Here is a 15,852-nt window from a genome sequence, read left to right on the forward strand (position 1 = left end):
CTCCCCCGGGAGAGGAAATTCCCTTTTTCCCGTGGAAGGACATAGTGCGGTAAAGCAAATATTTGAGAGGGATGGCATCGATTCCATGGAACAGCCGGAAACAGCTTATCTTGAGAGTATTCAGAAGGTTATTGAGAGGTTCGGGTCAATTCAGAACCAGTTTGTCCAGGAAAAAAATGGCGTGGTTTCACTTGTGAAGTTTATAGAGAATATCGAGGGCTCGCAGCCGTCGCTTTCTCTCAAGGATCCCGTCATGCAGAAGGGAAAAAGTGCCGCATCGGTGATGGTGCAGGCTCTTGAGCAGGAACTGGGGGCCCTCGAGGCAATCAGCCCCCCCGAGGTATGGGCCAAATTCCATGAGAACATGGTCACCTCCATAAAGCTCCAGGTGGAAGGGTACCAGGAGATGATGAAAGTCTTCGAGGACAACGATATAAAGCACATCGGCAGGGGTAAGGACATCGTTTCAAAAGGGATGAACATCCTTGAGGGAGGAACAAACGTCATCCAGGGGGCGTAAAGAAAGGCCTCTCAATGCAGGCGGAGCGCCCTTCAGGGAAGGTGAGCGCATCACCATTCAACTGGGATCGATAGCCTCGGGAGGCGACGCTGTCGGCAGGAATGGTGATTTTGTTTTTTTCGTGCCCTATGGTGTGCCGGGCGACATCGTCACCATCCAGGTGACGGAGAAGCGGAAGAGTTATGCCAGGGGAGAGATAGCCCTTGTCGAAAGGCCCTCCCGTGACAGGGTGGAGCCTCCATGCCCGCACTTCTTCCAGTGCGGAGGGTGCCAGTTCCAGCACATCTCCTATGAAGCCCAGAGAGCCATAAAAAAAAATCTTGTGATTGAAGCCCTTGAAAGGATCGGGAGGCTCTCACCGGTGAACGTGAGAGACCTCGAGGAAGGCACTGCAATCTGGCATTACAGGAACAAGGTGCAGTGCGTCGTCGGGGGCTCGCCGGCGAAGAAGGATGAAAAAGGAGAGTTCCGTCTCGGGCTCTATGCCCGGAAAAGTCATCGAGTGGTGGACCTTGGCGAGTGTCTCATCCAGCACCCCCTTAATAACAAGGTTCTCGCATCAGTAAGGGATCTTCTTCCTCACACAGGATGGACATGGTACAGGGAAGACAGGCACTGCGGCCACATAAGGCACGTGATGTCCCGTGCAAGCCAGTGGAGCAATGAAGTCGTGGTGACCCTTGTAGCCAGTAAGGTGAGCCTCGCCGGCATCGATGCCTTTGCCGGAAAGCTCCTCAAGAGAGTGCCTGAGATCAGGGGAGTGGTGCTGAATGTCAACAGCAGCAGGACCAACGTGATTCTGGGCCGTGAGCAGCATGTGATTGCCGGCAGTGAGACTCTTGTAGAGAAAGTGAAGGATCTCGAGTTTTCCATCTCGCCTCTCAGTTTTTTCCAGGTGAACATTCAGGGGCTCGTGGATATTCTTGAGGTGGTGGAGCGCTATGCATGCCTGGAGGGAAATGAAAGGGTGCTGGATCTCTTCTGCGGCGTGGGCCTCTTTTCACTGGCCCTCGCCCGGAAGGCCCGGGAGGTCCATGGGGTCGATGAAGTGGGTGAAGCCATTGAAAATGCAATTGAAAACGCAAGGCGCAACGGGATAGAGAACGTGCGCTTCACTGCAGGGAAGGCCGAGGAGACAGTCAGGGGCCTTATGAGCGGTGGCGCAGACCTTGTCATACTTGATCCTCCAAGAAGCGGTGCCCGGAGAGAGGTTCTCGAGGCCCTTGCCGATCCCGGTGTGCCAAGGATTGTCTATGTATCCTGCAACCCTGCGACTCTTGCCCGTGATCTTGGGCTCCTTTGCGGAAAAGGATATCGCCTTGTCGAGGTGCAGCCCCTCGATATGTTTCCCCATACGGGCCAGGTCGAGGCGGTGGCGTACCTTGAAAAATCTTGCCGATATTAGCAAGATTTTTGGCTGCCGCGGCGAATTTCCATATGGCCCCCTTCTGCCCTGGGCAGAGATAAATAAATTCTATAAATTGCAGCACGATGGTGCCAGGAGGTCCCCATGCCCTTGCTTTTTGACGAGCGGAGCAACACCGTGCACAGTGAAGCACGGAAAATAAGCAGCCAGGCGGGGCATTTCTACGTGGGCGCAGAGCACCTCGCCCTTGCCGCCGTCGAGGTGGATATGCCCCTCAGGAATGCCCTTACCAATCTTGGCCTTGACAAGAATCTCTTCAGGGAGAAGGTCATAGAGCTCGCCACGCCGGGCGACAAGGACTGCATCCCGCCCAACCCCATTGAGTCGCCCCGTTACAAGAAGGTGCTCAGGAACTGCGAGAAGGTGGCCATCTCCACGAAATCCTACAGGATTGAGCCCGCACACATCTTTATCACCATTCTCCAGGAGCGCAGGGGCGTCACCATCCTGGCCCTCAACGAGCTTGGCTTCGACAGCGCGGCCTGCGAGACAAGTCTCATTGAAGCCTTTAAAGGCGGTGTTTTTTCAGGGAGCGTCTCTCCCGGTGCCCACCACCACCACAAGGCGGCGGAGAAGAAGGATGAAAAGAAGGAGCCGAAGCTCCTGGCCCAGTATGCGAGGAACCTTATCGAGCTTGCCCGGTCGGGCAAGATGGACCCTGTCGTGGGCCGCAATGACGAGATTAGGCGCGTGCTCCAGATCATCACCAGAAAGGGCAAGAACAACCCCGTGCTGATAGGCGAGGCGGGCGTCGGCAAGACGGCGGTGATCTTCGGCCTGGCCCAGCGCATCGCTGAAGGGAAGGTTCCCGACATGATCAAGGACAGGATTCTGCTTGATCTGCCCATGGCGAGCATCGTAGCCGGCGCCAAGCACCGCGGGGAGTTCGAGGAGCGCCTCCAGCAGATAATGAAGGAGGTCTCGGAAAATCCGGATATCATCATATTCATTGACGAGATCCATACCATTGTCGGTGCCGGCGACTCCAAGGGCGGCATGGACGCGGGGAACATCCTGAAGCCGATGCTGGCCCGCGGCGAGTTCCCTGTCATCGGCGCCACGACCATCGACGAGTACAGGAAATATATTGAAACTGACCCGGCCCTGGAGCGACGCTTTCAGCCGGTCCTGGTCAATGAGCCCTCGGAGGAGGACACTCTCCTCATCCTGAAGGGGCTTCTTGAGCGCTATGAAAAGCATCACGGCGTGAAGTTCACCGACAAGGCGCTCCTCGCGGCGGTAAAGCTCTCGGTGAGATACCTCCCGGACAGGAACCTCCCCGATAAGGCAATAGACCTCATAGATGAGGCCGCGGCCAAGGTGAGGATGCGCTCGGTCTCCATCTCCGACGGGGAGTCTCCCACATTCGAGGTGAATGACGAGGCCATCGCCGAGGTGGTGGCCCTCTGGACAGGCATCCCCGTATCAAAGCTCACCTCTGAGGAAAAGGAGCGCCTCCTCAACCTTGAGGAGCACATGAAAGTCCGTGTGGTGGGCCAGGACGAGGCTGTGAAGATAGTGGCGCAGACCATAAGGATGGTGAGGATGGGGCTTGGAAATCCCAACAGGCCCGGAGGCATTTTCCTCTTCCTGGGGCCCACAGGTGTGGGCAAGACAGAACTTGCCAAGACCCTGGCCGATTTCATGTTCGGCAGTGAGAAGGAGATGATCAGGCTTGACATGTCGGAGTACATGGAAAAGCACGCCATCTCCCGGCTTATCGGCTCTCCGCCGGGGTATGTGGGCCACGATGAGGAGGGGCAGCTTACCAAGGCGGTGAGAACGAAGCCCTATTCGGTGGTGCTGCTGGACGAGGTCGAAAAGGCCCACCCCGAGGTTTTTGATCTCTTTCTGCAGGTTTTTGACGACGGCCGACTTACCGACGCAAAGGGGAGGACGGTGAACTTCACCAACACCATCATTATCCTCACCTCGAATATCGGCACCAGCAAGGTGGACAAGGACGGGAATACCAGGCTCCTGGAGACAGGTGATCCCCAGGTGCGGGAGGAAGTCTTCAAGGAGCTCAGGAAAGCCTTCAGGCCCGAGTTTATCAACAGGATCGACGAGATTATCATCTTCAACCCCCTGGGCCGCGAGAGCCTCAAGAACATCGTGGAGATAAGCATCCGCGAAGTGATGAAGCGCGTGAAAGAGAAGGGCATCACGCTTGATTTAGAAGAGAGCGCCTACGATCTCTTCCTCAGGATGGGCTACAACCCGGCATACGGTGCCAGGCCCCTCAAGAGGGCCATACAGACTTATCTTTCCAAGCCCCTGGCGGAGAAGATGCTCACCCTTGGCGAGGCCTTCACGGGCACGATTCTAGTCAGGGCCCCTGAAGGCGAAGAACGCGTTGAATTTGAGGTCCTCGGCGAACCTGCCGGTATTCCCGCGGGGACTATAGCAGGCGAGGGGGAGCCGCAGCGCCCGCCGGGAGGGCTCCCCGGAGACCTGAAGACCGATGGCGGCACCATGATAGGAGGTCCCGATGAAGGCTAATATCGAGGTTTTAAGCGGTCCCACTGACGGGGAGACCTTTTCATTCAAGAGCTCCTTTGATATAGGGAGGGACAAGACCAGCAACATCTCCCTGCCGATGGACCGCTATATCTCCCGGCGCCACGCCCGGGTGCTTCTGGCGGAGCCCGAGTGTTTCCTCGAGGATCTGGCAAGCACCAACGGCACCTTCGTGAACAACGCCCGTGTCCATGGGAGGATAATATTGAACAATGGCCAAATTTTCCGGGTAGGGCGTACGTGGCTGCAGATAGAGTGGTAAAATAGGAGCAGGGGGAATGCTATGGTAAGCGCGACAATAGGCCGGTATCACATAATCCAGGAGCTGGGACGGGGCGGTATGGGCATTGTCTACAAGGGGCATGATCCCATACTGGAGAGGCCAGTTGCCATCAAGATCCTCTCCCAGCAGCTCGTGCAGAACACCGAGGCCAAGGAGCGTTTCATCAAGGAGGCCCAGGCCGCGGCGCGCCTCAACCACCCCAACATCACGGGGATCTTCGACATCAACGAGCATGAAGGTATCTACTACATTGTCTTTGAGTTCATATCGGGAAGAAGTCTCGATAAGATAATAAAAGAGAAAGGCGCCCTCCCTCACAAGGATGCCCTCAACCTTTTCGTGCCCACGTGCCAGGCCCTTGACTACGCCCACCAGCACGGCATCGTGCACCGCGATGTGAAGCCGGCAAACGTGATGGTCACTGATGACGGCGTGGTGAAAGTCTCCGACTTCGGTATCGCCTGGGTGGAGGCCTCGCACACCATTACACAGCCGGGCGAGATAATAGGCTCGTTCTTTTATTTCTCGCCTGAGCAGGCCCGCGGTGAAAAGGTTGACCGCCGTGCCGACGTCTATTCCCTGGGCATCATGTTCTACGAGATGCTCACGGCGAGGCTCCCCTTCCTCGCAGACAACCCTGCGGCCCTCATCCAGATGCATCTCACCGCCGATCCTGAGCCGCCGTCAGAAATCAACCGCCATGTGCCAATGCAGATTGAAACAGCCATCCTGAAGGCCATGGCCAAGGATCCCTCCGACAGGTATCAGACGGTAAAGGATTTCATCAACGACCTCACCGTTGAAGACGTGCCCGTTGATCTCTACAAGACCTCCATCTCCCCCTCGGAGGCGGCCCTCCACAACATCCTGGGCAACAATTACTACAAGCAGGGGAAGCTGGACCTTGCCATCCTCGAGTGGGAGAAGGCCACGAACCTTGACCCTTATAATGCCCTGACCCACAACAACCTGGGAACGGCCTATGACGGCCTGGGAAACCTTGAGTGCGCCGTGACGGAGTACGGCAAGGCGGTAGACCTGAACCCCAACAATTTCGTGGCCCACTACAACCTGGGCTCGGCCTATTACCGCAAGGGCGACCTCGATCACTCCATTGAGGAGTACCGCAAAGTGACGGTGCTGAACCCCAAGTTCGCCCCGGCCTATTACAACCTGGGAAACGGCTACTACAAGATGGGCAAGGTGGACCAGGCCATCGAGGAGTGGCAGAAGGCCCTTATCCTGAACCCCCAGTTTGCCGAGGTGCACTACAACCTGGGGAATGCCTATTACAAGAAGGGCAAGAAGGACGAAGCGGGGGCATACTGGGAAAAGGCCCTGGAGCTTGATCCCTCCTTCGCGATCGCCACTTACAACATAGCAGCGCGTGAGATGGAGAAGGGGAACTCGGAAAAAGCCCTTGACATGTGGAACAAGGTCCTGGAGGTGAACCCGGAGTTTGCCGAGGCCCATTACAACCTGGGAAATTTTCACTATACGGGCGGGAACATCGATCAGGCCATAGAGTGCTGGGAGCGGGCAGTGAAGGCCAAATACGGCTTCTGGAGAGCCCATTACAACCTGGGCAATTCTTACTACCAGAAGCAGAATTATGACGAGGCCATCTCCCAGTGGCAGAAGACCATCCAGTTCAGGCAGGAGTACTGGCAGGCCCACTGGAACGTGGCCAACACATTCTACTATGACAGGCAGCAGCTTGAGCCCGCTGTCCTTGAATGGCAGGAAGTGACCCATATCAACCCATCCCACTGGCAGGCATACTACAATCTCGGGGAAGCTTACCTGAGCCAGGGGAAGATTGAGCTGGCCATACTGGAATGGGACAAGGTCGTGTCGCTTAATCCCAAGTTCTGGCATGTCTACCACAACCTTGGATGCCTCTTCTACAAGAAGGGGAAGATTGACCAGGCCATGGCCTACTGGACGAAGGCAGTGGCTCTTATGTTGTTCTCATTCTAGCGAGGTGCCAAGATGAGCAACGGGGAAAATGAAAAGAATCCCCGCATCCTTATTGTTGATGATAATTCGCAGAACCTGGCGCTTTTGAAAATCTATTTCAAATCGACGGACTATGAGCTTATTGAGGCCGAGACGGGCGGGGAGGCAATAGAGAAGGCCCGGTCGGAGAAGCCCGACCTGATACTGCTGGACCTGATGCTCCCCGATATCGACGGCTACGAGGTCTGCGCGACCCTCAAGGCTTCTGAGGATACGGAGTGCATCCCCATCATCATTCTCACGGCTCTTACCGACATCAAGGACAAGCTGAAAGCCCTTGACAGCGGCGCCGACGATTACCTCTCCAAGCCGGTGAACCAGGTGGAGCTCATCGTGCGCGTCCGGTCTCTTCTGCGCATGAAAAATCTTATTGAGCGGATCCGCCTCAAGGAGCGCGAGCAGATGGAGCTCACCATCTCGCTGGAGCGCGAAAGGATACTCCTTGAGAAGGAGCGCCAGGTCCGTCAGATATTCAAGGACGTGCTCCAGGCCATTACGCAGAACAAGCTCCACCTTCTCCTCGATCCTTCAGAGCTCTCCGTGGTGGCTCAAGGTGAAAAGAAGGAGCAGATAGAGCTGAAGGTGCCCCACGATACCGTGAAGGTCAGGAGAGCCCTCGAAGCGTGGCTCAGCAGGCTCGGCGTGGAAAAGAGCCGGCGCTACAACATGGTGGTATGCATCTCCGAGGCCACGACCAATGTCATCAAGCATGCAGGCCTTGGCACCGTGACGTTTTACCAGCTCAGGGACAGGGTGCAGGTATGGATTGATGACAAGGGGAAGGGCATAGATTTTTCCGAGCTTCCCCGCTCGACGCTCCTCAAGGGCCATTCCACCAAGGTATCCCTCGGAATGGGCTATACGATCATGCTGGAGCTGATGGACAAGATTTATCTCTTTACGAACCCCCGGGGGACCCTCGTGATTATGGAGATGTTCCTGCATCCCTGCGAGGAGGCACTCCCGCCGGGCCTTGAAAGGATGCTCAGGGAAGAGGGTGAGTGCTTAGGTGAAGACTCCTGAATCCCGGGGGAGCCTTTTTCATCTAATTGAAGAAACAGGACAGAGGAGTCCCATATGAGCTTTTTTTGCCGCCTTTTTACAAAGATCTGAAAGAAAGGATGTGGAGACCATGATGCAGGAAAAAGTGCAGGAAGCCATCAACAAGCAGGTGAACGCCGAGATTTACTCGGCATACCTCTACCTTTCAATGAATGCCTATTTCCAGTCCCTGGGGCTCAAGGGATTTGCCAACTGGATGCATGTGCAGTCCCAGGAAGAGCTTATCCACGCCATGAGGTTTTACGATTACGTGAACGAGAGGAGCGGCAGGATCAGAGTCCTGCCCATCGAGGGCCCCCCCGTGGAGTGGAAGTCACCTCTTGATGCTTTTGAGGCTGCCTACAAGCATGAGCAGCTCGTGACCAGCCTTATCAACGACCTCGTGAACCTCGCGACGAAAGAGAAGGATCACGCCACGGTGGCAATGCTGCAGTGGTTTGTCACCGAGCAGGTCGAGGAAGAGGCAAACACGAGCGATGTGGCGGGAAAACTCAAGCTCATAGGAAAAGATGGCGCAGGCCTCTTCATGATAGACAGGGAGCTGGCCACGAGGGTTTTCGTGCCGCCGCCACCGGCAGCGTAATAAACCGGGGACAGGCGGGAGTCTGTCCCCTAATTGCAGCCCGTCTTGTACCTCTCGATGAATCCCTTCAGCAGTACGTTATCATACTTGTTGAGCTGCTGGAACTCTATCCCTCCCTCAAAGAGCCTTTTCCCGTTGATGACCGCCTCCTGGCACCATCTCACTTCTCCCTTGGTGGTGATGTTCCTGTGGGAAGTCTGGAGCAGTATGGTCATGTCAAGGGTTTCGCCCGGTGCCAGTGCCACAGGGGAAAAAAACTTGATGCCATAGACATTGATATTCTCCGTGGTGAGGGTAAGGGATTCATTTCTAACGGATCTCAAGGCCATCACCGTGAGGGTCAGCGCGACCCTTGCGAGCCTCCTTTTCTCGGCAGGAAATACAATGGGCCTGTTCATTGCTGTATAGAGCTGCCGGATCGATTCCTTGACGGATTGCCACATAAAGGGGTATGCTCCTGTAGTATTCCCTCCCATACATTTTACAGGATTCTCCGGTGAATGTCGTCCATCAAAGGGCGCATGCTTCAAGGGAATAAAGAACTAGTATTCCATGCATCGAAGAGATACTTTACTGCAGAGAAATATTCTGATAGAATTATCCGGGAGAGGGGACCTCTCAAAGGGACCGATCTTCTGCAAGTGAAGAGTCATCAGGAGGTATGCGATGAAATATCTCATAACCCTTATCATGGCCCTGTTGAGCTCACTTTTCCTCAATGCAGATCACCGCTCAGCCCACCTCTCGGCAGCAGAGGTGCCGGCTCCCCCCGCCCTCGAGGAGGAGTTTTTTTTCACCAATCCCTCGAGTGGGGCGAAATTGTGGGGCAAGGTCTATTATCCCAGGGAGGTCAATGGAGGAAAGAAGTGCCCCGGCCTTGTCTTTGTCCCGGGAGGAAAGGGCTTCGGATCTCAGCTTCAGAGAGGGGGGCCCAGGGGAGGTCCCATGGACTTTGTGCGGGAAGGCTTTATCGTGATGATCTTTGATCCTGACGGCCGCGGCAGGAGCGGGGGAGAGGAGAACCTGGGCGGCTTCGTTCACCAGGACGGCCTCCATGCGCTCCTGCTGAAGCTTGCCGCCAGCCCTTATGTGGACAAAAGCAACATAGGGGTCTTCACCTCCTCACTGGGGATTGCCATCGGCGCCGGCGCCGTGGGAAGGTATCCCGGGAGCCCCTCGGTGCGCTACCTTATCGATGACGAGGGCCCCTGTGACAGGTTTTACATCACCAAATTCGATGACCCGAGGTTTGTGGGGATGCTGGGCCACACCACCAGCGACGGCGACTGGTGGAACGAGAGAGAGGCTTACCGGTACATCGCCAGTTTCCCCGGGATGTACCTCCGCATCCAGAAGGTGCGCGACCATGTCCACGGCGAGAACAAGGGTCATGCCCTCAAGATGATAGAGTATGCCACGGCAAAGAAATATGGGGGAAAGGGAAAGTGCTGCTGGACAAGGATGAACGGGAAAGAGAACAGGCCTGACACGCTCTTCACGGAGAAAAATCCCCCCCGGTGGCTCTCCAATGAAGAGGGAAGGGCCGCAGGCCTGAGGTTCGTGAAGGAGCTCCGCGGGAAATAAAAAAGCCTCCACGGCCGGAATCGAACCGGCGACCTACCGCTTAGGAGGCGGTCGCTCTATCCCCTGAGCTACGCGGAGGTGATTTAACTGTAATTCATATTATAGCGCACTGCCCCCTTCCCGTCAATTCCTCCGGAAAAAATCCCCCCGGCAGAATCATCCGGGCCACGAGGGCCGGCGGGATTTCTGCATGGACCTTCCAGAAAAAGCTTTTTTCTCTCATCTCCGGGCACACCGGCTCTTCAAGGCCGTTGAGCACGAATCCATGGATGAAAAACTGCCTGAAAAGCACCGAGAGGGACCGGTGAAAATAGTACTGCACCTCGGGCTGATCGGCCATGCCTATGCCCTTCAGCGTGAAGGGCGTGCTGTACTGCGATGTCATCACCGAGCAGGTCGAGGTAAGCTCGCCGTCCCTGTCCTCTTCTTCGATCACTCTTCTTGTTCTGCCCGAATTGAAGCATGGGTGCAGAATCGAGAAGACAAATCTCCCCCCCGCTTTCAGAACTTTTTTCAAGGCAATGGCAAGGGGCTCAATGGCGGCCATATCCATCAGGGCCATGGTGCACACGGCCCCGTCAAAGCGCTTATCTCCCAGCTCCTCGAGCTGCCCCCTGTCAGCGGCGTCCAGCACGCAGTAATGAATCCTGTCCCCGAATTCCTTTGATCGCTCCCGGGCAATCGCGATGAAGCTTTCCGCCAGATCGAAGGCGAGGACCTGTGCCCCGAGCTTTGCCATTCTCCTTGCAAACTGCCCGTTTCCGCAGGCAATATCAAGGATCTGATCTCCCGGCTTCAATTCCAGGAGCTTTTCCTGGGCGGGCTCGATGAGGAGACGATGGAACTCATTCCCCTGTGACCCCATCCTCTCATCCCAGAAAGCCGCATTGGCATTCCATATTTTTCTTACTTCGACGTTTATATTCTCAGTATCATGCGATGCCATTCTATGCCTCCAGCTTTTTGCCGGTATACTTTCTTATGCTTCTTCTGGAAATAAGGGCATCCACTTTTCATCGCTCCTTTTCTTAAGCCTCTTGATGGCTTCCAGGTAATATTCCTCAACAATCTCAAATCCCGTAAAGGGCACGCTGAGCTCAAGCGCTGCCTCTGCCGTGCTCCCCAGGCCCATGAAGGGATCAAGCACCATGCCCACCCATTCTCTCCCGTGGAGCCTGATGCACATCTCGGGGAGCTTCGGCGGGAACGTGGCAGGGTGGGGCCTGTCGGTGGCCCTGTGCTTGATAGTCCTGTAAGGGATGAACCACGTGTTCCCCCGGCAGTGCAGGTCTTTCCCCGCGCCCTTCCAGCGCGCCACGTTGCTCTTGTCCTGGTAGGGAACGCCGAGGGCAAGCCTGTCCAGGGGCACGTCGCCTGATAAGGTGAGATGGAAGATGTATTCATGGCAGTCGTTCAGGTAGCGGGGGCTCTGTATGGGCTTGTAATGGCCCACCGCCACATCCTTCACTATGCCGGGGTATCTGCCTACATCCTCCTTCAGGATGGCGATGGATTTCACCCAGTGGATGGTGTTCTGCAGCACAAAATGGCGGACCATCACCTCGAGGACCTGGAAGGGGATGAGGGGGTCCGTGGGCTTGGAGCCCACGTTGAGAAAAAACGAGCCTCCCGGGGAGAGAACCCTTTTCACTGCAGAGGCCCAGGTAGCTGTCCAGGCAAGGTACTCCTCCCTTGATATCGTGTCGTCGAATTCATGGTAATTGATACCGATGTTGTAAGGGGGGGAGGTGACCACTACATCAGCGGAGCCTTCAGGGAGGGCGAGGGAACCCTTCACGCAGTCGTCATTTATGAAGGTAAAGGCAGTCTTGCGAAGGGTGAGCCTTGTACTGCCTGGTTGTTTCAGCATGAAAGCACCTGGGAATCTGAAGTGGCACCTGGTACTTCTTTGCCTGGTGCCGGCATACCTTCAGGCTGTGAGAAAAAATAGGGATTTTGAAGGATTATGGCATTGTTCCCGGAGAATAAGAAAACTCTCAGGGAGCGACCTCTTCAGAGAAACATGCAATTTGAGTTCTCCCGCAGTATGAAATGCCCTTTATCCCGGCTCTCTTTTGTACTGTGATGATATGAAGGCTCATATTTTGATTGATGGAGGTGTGATGATGAAGCATGAATCCCATCGGTTGAGAAAAATCCTTGTGCTTTTTCTCCTCCTGTGTTTTGCTTTTGTCCTGTCGGCAGCGGACAGCGCATGGGCAAAATACTGCCCCAAGTGCGGCACGTACAACAATGATTCCAATGCCTTCTGCACCAAGTGCGGTGCCGATCTCAAGACAGCCGCATCAAGCACTAAGCCGAGAGTTGGTGTTCTCTTCGTTGCAAGCGTTTATCCATACCAGGATGCGCGTTTCACTATATACCATAAAGGTACAGTGACACCTTTCATCGTATGGAATTCTGAAGGGAAATATGAGCTTGGCGAAGTGACGCTCCCGGTGCTCCCCGATATCGAGTTCGTGCCCATCATGGAGAGGGAGATTCCCACGGCCACCTCGGTGCCTTATATCGCCAAGCGCTATAACGTGGAGAAGCTCATGGTCCTCAACATGAATGCGAAGAAGGTGGAGCGCGCTCCCCTCTTCTCCTCTCAGCGCTACGAAGTGTTCATGGATGTATCCAGTTATTCGTGCCCCGCAGGTGCACTGATCCAGGAGAAGCGCTATAAGGGATCGGTGAGCTCATGGCCCGACATCACGGTGACACAGGTGAAGGATGTCTGCACCAGTCTCTGGCAGCAGATGGTGCCTAATATATATCTGCTATTAAGAAGCTGACAAAACAATAAAAGGAGCGTGTAATATGGCAAAGACTGAAAAAAAAGTCATAGGAATCATGGATCCCAACTATTTTTCGTTCGTGGCGACGCTGGAGCACCTCATCAAGTTCTGCGCGCCCAGGCTCGAGCACAATGGCACGGAGTACGAGGTGGCCACCAAGAGGATGAAATGCCGTCCTTACGATACACTCAATGCATGGACCGAGACCTGCGTCATCATGAACAGGGGAGCCCACTGGAATCATCACCGGAACAGCTTTTTCTCCATCGTGGGATGGAAGGCCCACCTTATCTACAACATGTTCAGCTTCAAGGCCATCGATAAGAACGCCGGCTATGGCATGATGCACGAGCTGGGCCTCAAGGTTCCCACTACGTGGGCCATACCGCAGAAGGATTATACGAAGCTGAGGGAGGAGTCCACGACGGTCAACATGCAGTTTGACCTTATCTTCGAGGATCATGAGCTTTTTGACCTCGAGAAGATTGGCGAGGCCGTCGGCTATCCCGCCTTCCTGAAGCCCCAGGCAGGCGGCGGATGGGTAGGCGTCAAGAAGGTGAACAATTACCAGGAGCTCAAGGAGGCTTACGACAAGTCAGAAGACAAGCCGGTGAACCTCCAGAAGGCCGTGGACTACAAGGAGTTCGTCAGATCGGTGGGCATCGGGCCCCAGATAATGCCCATGCATTACAACGCCGATGCAAAGCACTCCCATGACCGTTACATGCGGACCGCCACGCAGGCAGTGGAGTTCAATTTCATCACCCCCGAGGAGGAGAGGGAGATCAACAAGATTACCAAGATAATCAATGCCTTTTACGGCTGGGATCACAACTCCTGCGAGTCCCTTATCACCGCCGAAGGGGACAATTTCATCATTGACTATATCAATGCTTACCCCGACAGCTCTCTGATATCGCTCCACTTCTACTTCCCCGGCGTCGTGAAGGCTATGGCGAAGTGGCTTCTCTTCTGCGCCGTCGTGGGGCGCCCCGAGGGCTATGATTTCATGAGGAACTGGCCCCGATTCTATAAGATCAGGGAGGAGTCCAGGAAGAAGAACTGGGACTATTTCAGGCTCCTGGATGAATATGAGAAGGTAGCCGATGATTACTGGGAAACGGAGAAGTTCAATGACTTCTGCGCCCACCAGCTGGCTGATTTTGACGAGAAGGCCCTTGAGTTTTTCTCCTCCGCGGAGTTCAATGCCATCATCGCCGAAGACGTGGAGCGCTACTTCAAGATCCCCGAAGAGCGCCCGGAGAAATACTCTCATTACCGAGGTATCCTGGATTTCTGGGTTCACTGTGAGCGCGACAAGATCGGCATGAACAAGAAAGGCGTCAGGCCGCCGCAGGTCGAGAAGGCCGAGAAAGTCGAGAAGGCAGTGAAAGTCGAAAAACCAGTGAAGGTTGAGAAGACCGTGAAAGCTGAAAAGCCGGTAAGGATTGACAAAGCGGCTGCACCAAAAGTCCATGGAAAGGTAGAAAAACGCGAAGCGGTAGGCGCCGGCCGCAGAAAGAAGTAAGCGGCGGGCGACCATAAGAAAGGAGAAAACGATGACCTATACGACACTGGATAACTCACCTGTAGCGGGCCTGAAGCCCGGGCTGTTCTGGAAGCATTTTTACGAGCTCACAAGGATACCGAGGCCATCGGGGAGCGAAAAGGCAGTGGGAGACTACCTCGTGGAGTGCGCAAAAAAGATGAACCTCGAGGGGAAGAGGGACGACGCGGGAAACGTTCTTATCAGGAAGCAGGCGACCAAGGGCCATGAGAAGGCGCCGGGAGTGATTCTCCAGTCCCACCTGGACATGGTATGCGAGAAGAACAGCAGCGTTTCCTTTGATTTTCACAAGGATCCCATAAGGATAAAGAGGGAAGGTGATTTTATCACCGCCGACGGGACGAGCCTTGGCGCCGATAATGCCGCGGGCATAGCGGCAAGCCTCGCGGTCCTCGAAGAGGAGGGGCTGGTTCATCCTCCCCTGGAATGCCTTTTCACCATTGACGAGGAGACGGGGATGACGGGCGCAAAGAACCTCAAGGGGGATTTCCTTCAAGGGAGGCGCCTTCTCAACCTGGACTCCGAGCAAATGGGCGATATCTATGTGGGCTGCGCGGGAGGCTCAGACAATGTGCTGCGGCTTCCCCTCATCATGGTGCCCGCCGAGGCGGGATCAACCTTCGTGGAAGTGAAGGTGACAGGCCTCAAGGGCGGCCATTCGGGGCTTGACATCCATGAAGGGAGAGCAAATGCCATAAGGCTCCTGGGGCGCTTCCTGTCAAACTGCCACAGCGATGGACTGGAGTTCCACCTCGTGTCCTTCAAGGGCGGAAGCAAGAGAAATGCCATTCCGCGCGAAGCCGAGGCCCTGATAGCTCTGAAGCCGCAGGCTCTTACGGCGCTGAAAGAGAAGGCAGCAAGCTGGGAGAAGATTTACCGCACCGAGTACTCGCCTGTGGAAGAGATAGTGGAGATATCCATCAAGGAAGGCAAGGCCCATGACAGGGTCTTCCTCCCAGACTGCACCATCAAGGCCCTCGATCTTCTCATCCTGATCCCCCATGGCGTGCTGGCGATGAGCCGGAGTCTCAAGGATCTCGTGGAGTCCTCGACGAACCTGGCCATCGTGAAAACCGAAAACCAGGAGCTCTCGATTGAGCTCTCCCACAGGAGCTCGTCGGGTACCTTCATCCGCAGCATCGATGAGCGCACCGAGGCGCTTGCCAGGCTCTGCAGGCTGAAATACAGCCGCGGCCAGGGTTATCCCGGCTGGCAGCCCGACATGGAGTCCGAGGTGCTCAGAATCGCAAGGGAGACTTACAGGAAGAGCTTCGACAAGGAGGCCGAGATCAAAGCCATCCACGCGGGGCTGGAATGCGGGCTCATCATCGAGAAGTTTCCCGGCATGGATGCCATCTCCTTCGGGCCCACCCTCAGAAATGTCCATTCTCCCGATGAGGTCATCAATATCCCCTCGGTGGAGGTTTTCTGGAAGTACCTGGTGGAGCTTCTCAAGGCTCTCTCATAGAGACATTCAACAGGTATCA

General features: G+C 55.4%; 14 protein-coding genes and 1 tRNA gene. 11 read left to right on the forward strand and 4 right to left on the reverse strand.

The annotated features are described in order from the left end of the window. Positions 1-31 precede the first annotated feature (31 nt). The 7 genes from RDV48_09620 to RDV48_09650 all read left to right on the forward strand — a co-directional run bounded on the left by RDV48_09620 (position 32) and on the right by RDV48_09650 (position 8,413). Positions 32-520 (forward strand): hypothetical protein, encoded by a 489-nt coding sequence (locus RDV48_09620; GenBank protein MDQ7823039.1) that lies wholly within the window; start codon positions 32-34, stop codon positions 518-520. Beyond that, entirely contained in the window at positions 486-1,925 is a 1,440-nt protein-coding gene (gene rlmD, locus RDV48_09625) for a 23S rRNA (uracil(1939)-C(5))-methyltransferase RlmD (protein ID MDQ7823040.1), read from the forward strand. Before RDV48_09620 ends, rlmD begins: the two co-directional genes overlap by 35 nt. 105 nt (positions 1,926-2,030) lie before the next feature. Then, positions 2,031-4,448, forward strand: coding sequence for an AAA family ATPase (locus tag RDV48_09630; protein MDQ7823041.1), 2,418 nt, complete (start codon positions 2,031-2,033; stop codon positions 4,446-4,448). Further along, a complete protein-coding gene (locus RDV48_09635) occupies positions 4,438-4,728 on the forward strand; it encodes an FHA domain-containing protein (protein MDQ7823042.1) in 291 nt (96 codons plus the stop codon). The genes RDV48_09630 and RDV48_09635 overlap by 11 nt, the downstream gene beginning before the upstream one ends. Positions 4,729-4,749: 21 nt before the next feature. After that, on the forward strand, positions 4,750-6,729 hold the full coding sequence (locus RDV48_09640; GenBank protein MDQ7823043.1) for a tetratricopeptide repeat protein: 1,980 nt from the start codon (positions 4,750-4,752) through the stop codon (positions 6,727-6,729). 12 nt (positions 6,730-6,741) lie between these two features. Continuing rightward, positions 6,742-7,791, forward strand: a complete 1,050-nt coding sequence (locus RDV48_09645) for a response regulator (protein ID MDQ7823044.1) — start codon at positions 6,742-6,744, stop codon at positions 7,789-7,791. A 109-nt stretch (positions 7,792-7,900) separates the two neighbouring features. Further along, positions 7,901-8,413, forward strand: a complete 513-nt coding sequence (locus RDV48_09650; GenBank protein MDQ7823045.1) for a ferritin — start codon at positions 7,901-7,903, stop codon at positions 8,411-8,413. A gap of 29 nt (positions 8,414-8,442) precedes the next feature. On the opposite strand, the gene RDV48_09655 is transcribed toward RDV48_09650, so the two are convergent. Next, positions 8,443-8,856 (reverse strand): PilZ domain-containing protein, encoded by a 414-nt coding sequence (locus RDV48_09655; protein ID MDQ7823046.1) that lies wholly within the window; start codon positions 8,854-8,856, stop codon positions 8,443-8,445. Between the two features lie 223 nt (positions 8,857-9,079). Here RDV48_09655 and RDV48_09660 point away from each other — a divergent pair, with 223 nt between their 5' ends. Continuing rightward, positions 9,080-9,997 (forward strand): hypothetical protein, encoded by a 918-nt coding sequence (locus RDV48_09660; protein MDQ7823047.1) that lies wholly within the window; start codon positions 9,080-9,082, stop codon positions 9,995-9,997. 5 nt (positions 9,998-10,002) lie between these two features. On the opposite strand, the gene RDV48_09665 is transcribed toward RDV48_09660, so the two are convergent. From RDV48_09665 to RDV48_09675, 3 genes are all read right to left on the reverse strand, one after another. Then, positions 10,003-10,075, reverse strand: a tRNA-Arg gene (locus RDV48_09665). A gap of 16 nt (positions 10,076-10,091) precedes the next feature. Further along, positions 10,092-10,943 carry a class I SAM-dependent methyltransferase gene (locus RDV48_09670; protein ID MDQ7823048.1) on the reverse strand — a complete coding sequence of 284 codons (852 nt, stop codon included), beginning with the start codon at positions 10,941-10,943 and terminating at the stop codon, positions 10,092-10,094. A gap of 33 nt (positions 10,944-10,976) precedes the next feature. Further along, positions 10,977-11,867 carry a site-specific DNA-methyltransferase gene (locus RDV48_09675; GenBank protein MDQ7823049.1) on the reverse strand — a complete coding sequence of 297 codons (891 nt, stop codon included), beginning with the start codon at positions 11,865-11,867 and terminating at the stop codon, positions 10,977-10,979. Positions 11,868-12,120: 253 nt separating this feature from the next. Between RDV48_09675 and RDV48_09680 the strand changes: the two genes are divergently transcribed. The 3 genes from RDV48_09680 to RDV48_09690 are packed head-to-tail and all read left to right on the forward strand — an operon-like array spanning position 12,121 to position 15,833. Continuing rightward, the gene (locus tag RDV48_09680; protein ID MDQ7823050.1) at positions 12,121-12,795 is read left to right on the forward strand and encodes a zinc ribbon domain-containing protein; all 675 of its coding nucleotides are present in this window, start codon (positions 12,121-12,123) and stop codon (positions 12,793-12,795) included. 25 nt (positions 12,796-12,820) lie between these two features. Beyond that, a complete protein-coding gene (locus RDV48_09685) occupies positions 12,821-14,326 on the forward strand; it encodes a hypothetical protein (protein MDQ7823051.1) in 1,506 nt (501 codons plus the stop codon). A 31-nt stretch (positions 14,327-14,357) separates the two neighbouring features. Next, positions 14,358-15,833 (forward strand): aminoacyl-histidine dipeptidase, encoded by a 1,476-nt coding sequence (locus tag RDV48_09690; protein MDQ7823052.1) that lies wholly within the window; start codon positions 14,358-14,360, stop codon positions 15,831-15,833. Positions 15,834-15,852 lie beyond the last annotated feature (19 nt).

This window comes from Candidatus Eremiobacterota bacterium (assembly GCA_031082125.1).
Taxonomy (GTDB): domain Bacteria; phylum Vulcanimicrobiota; class CADAWZ01; order CADAWZ01; family Ess09-12; genus Ess09-12.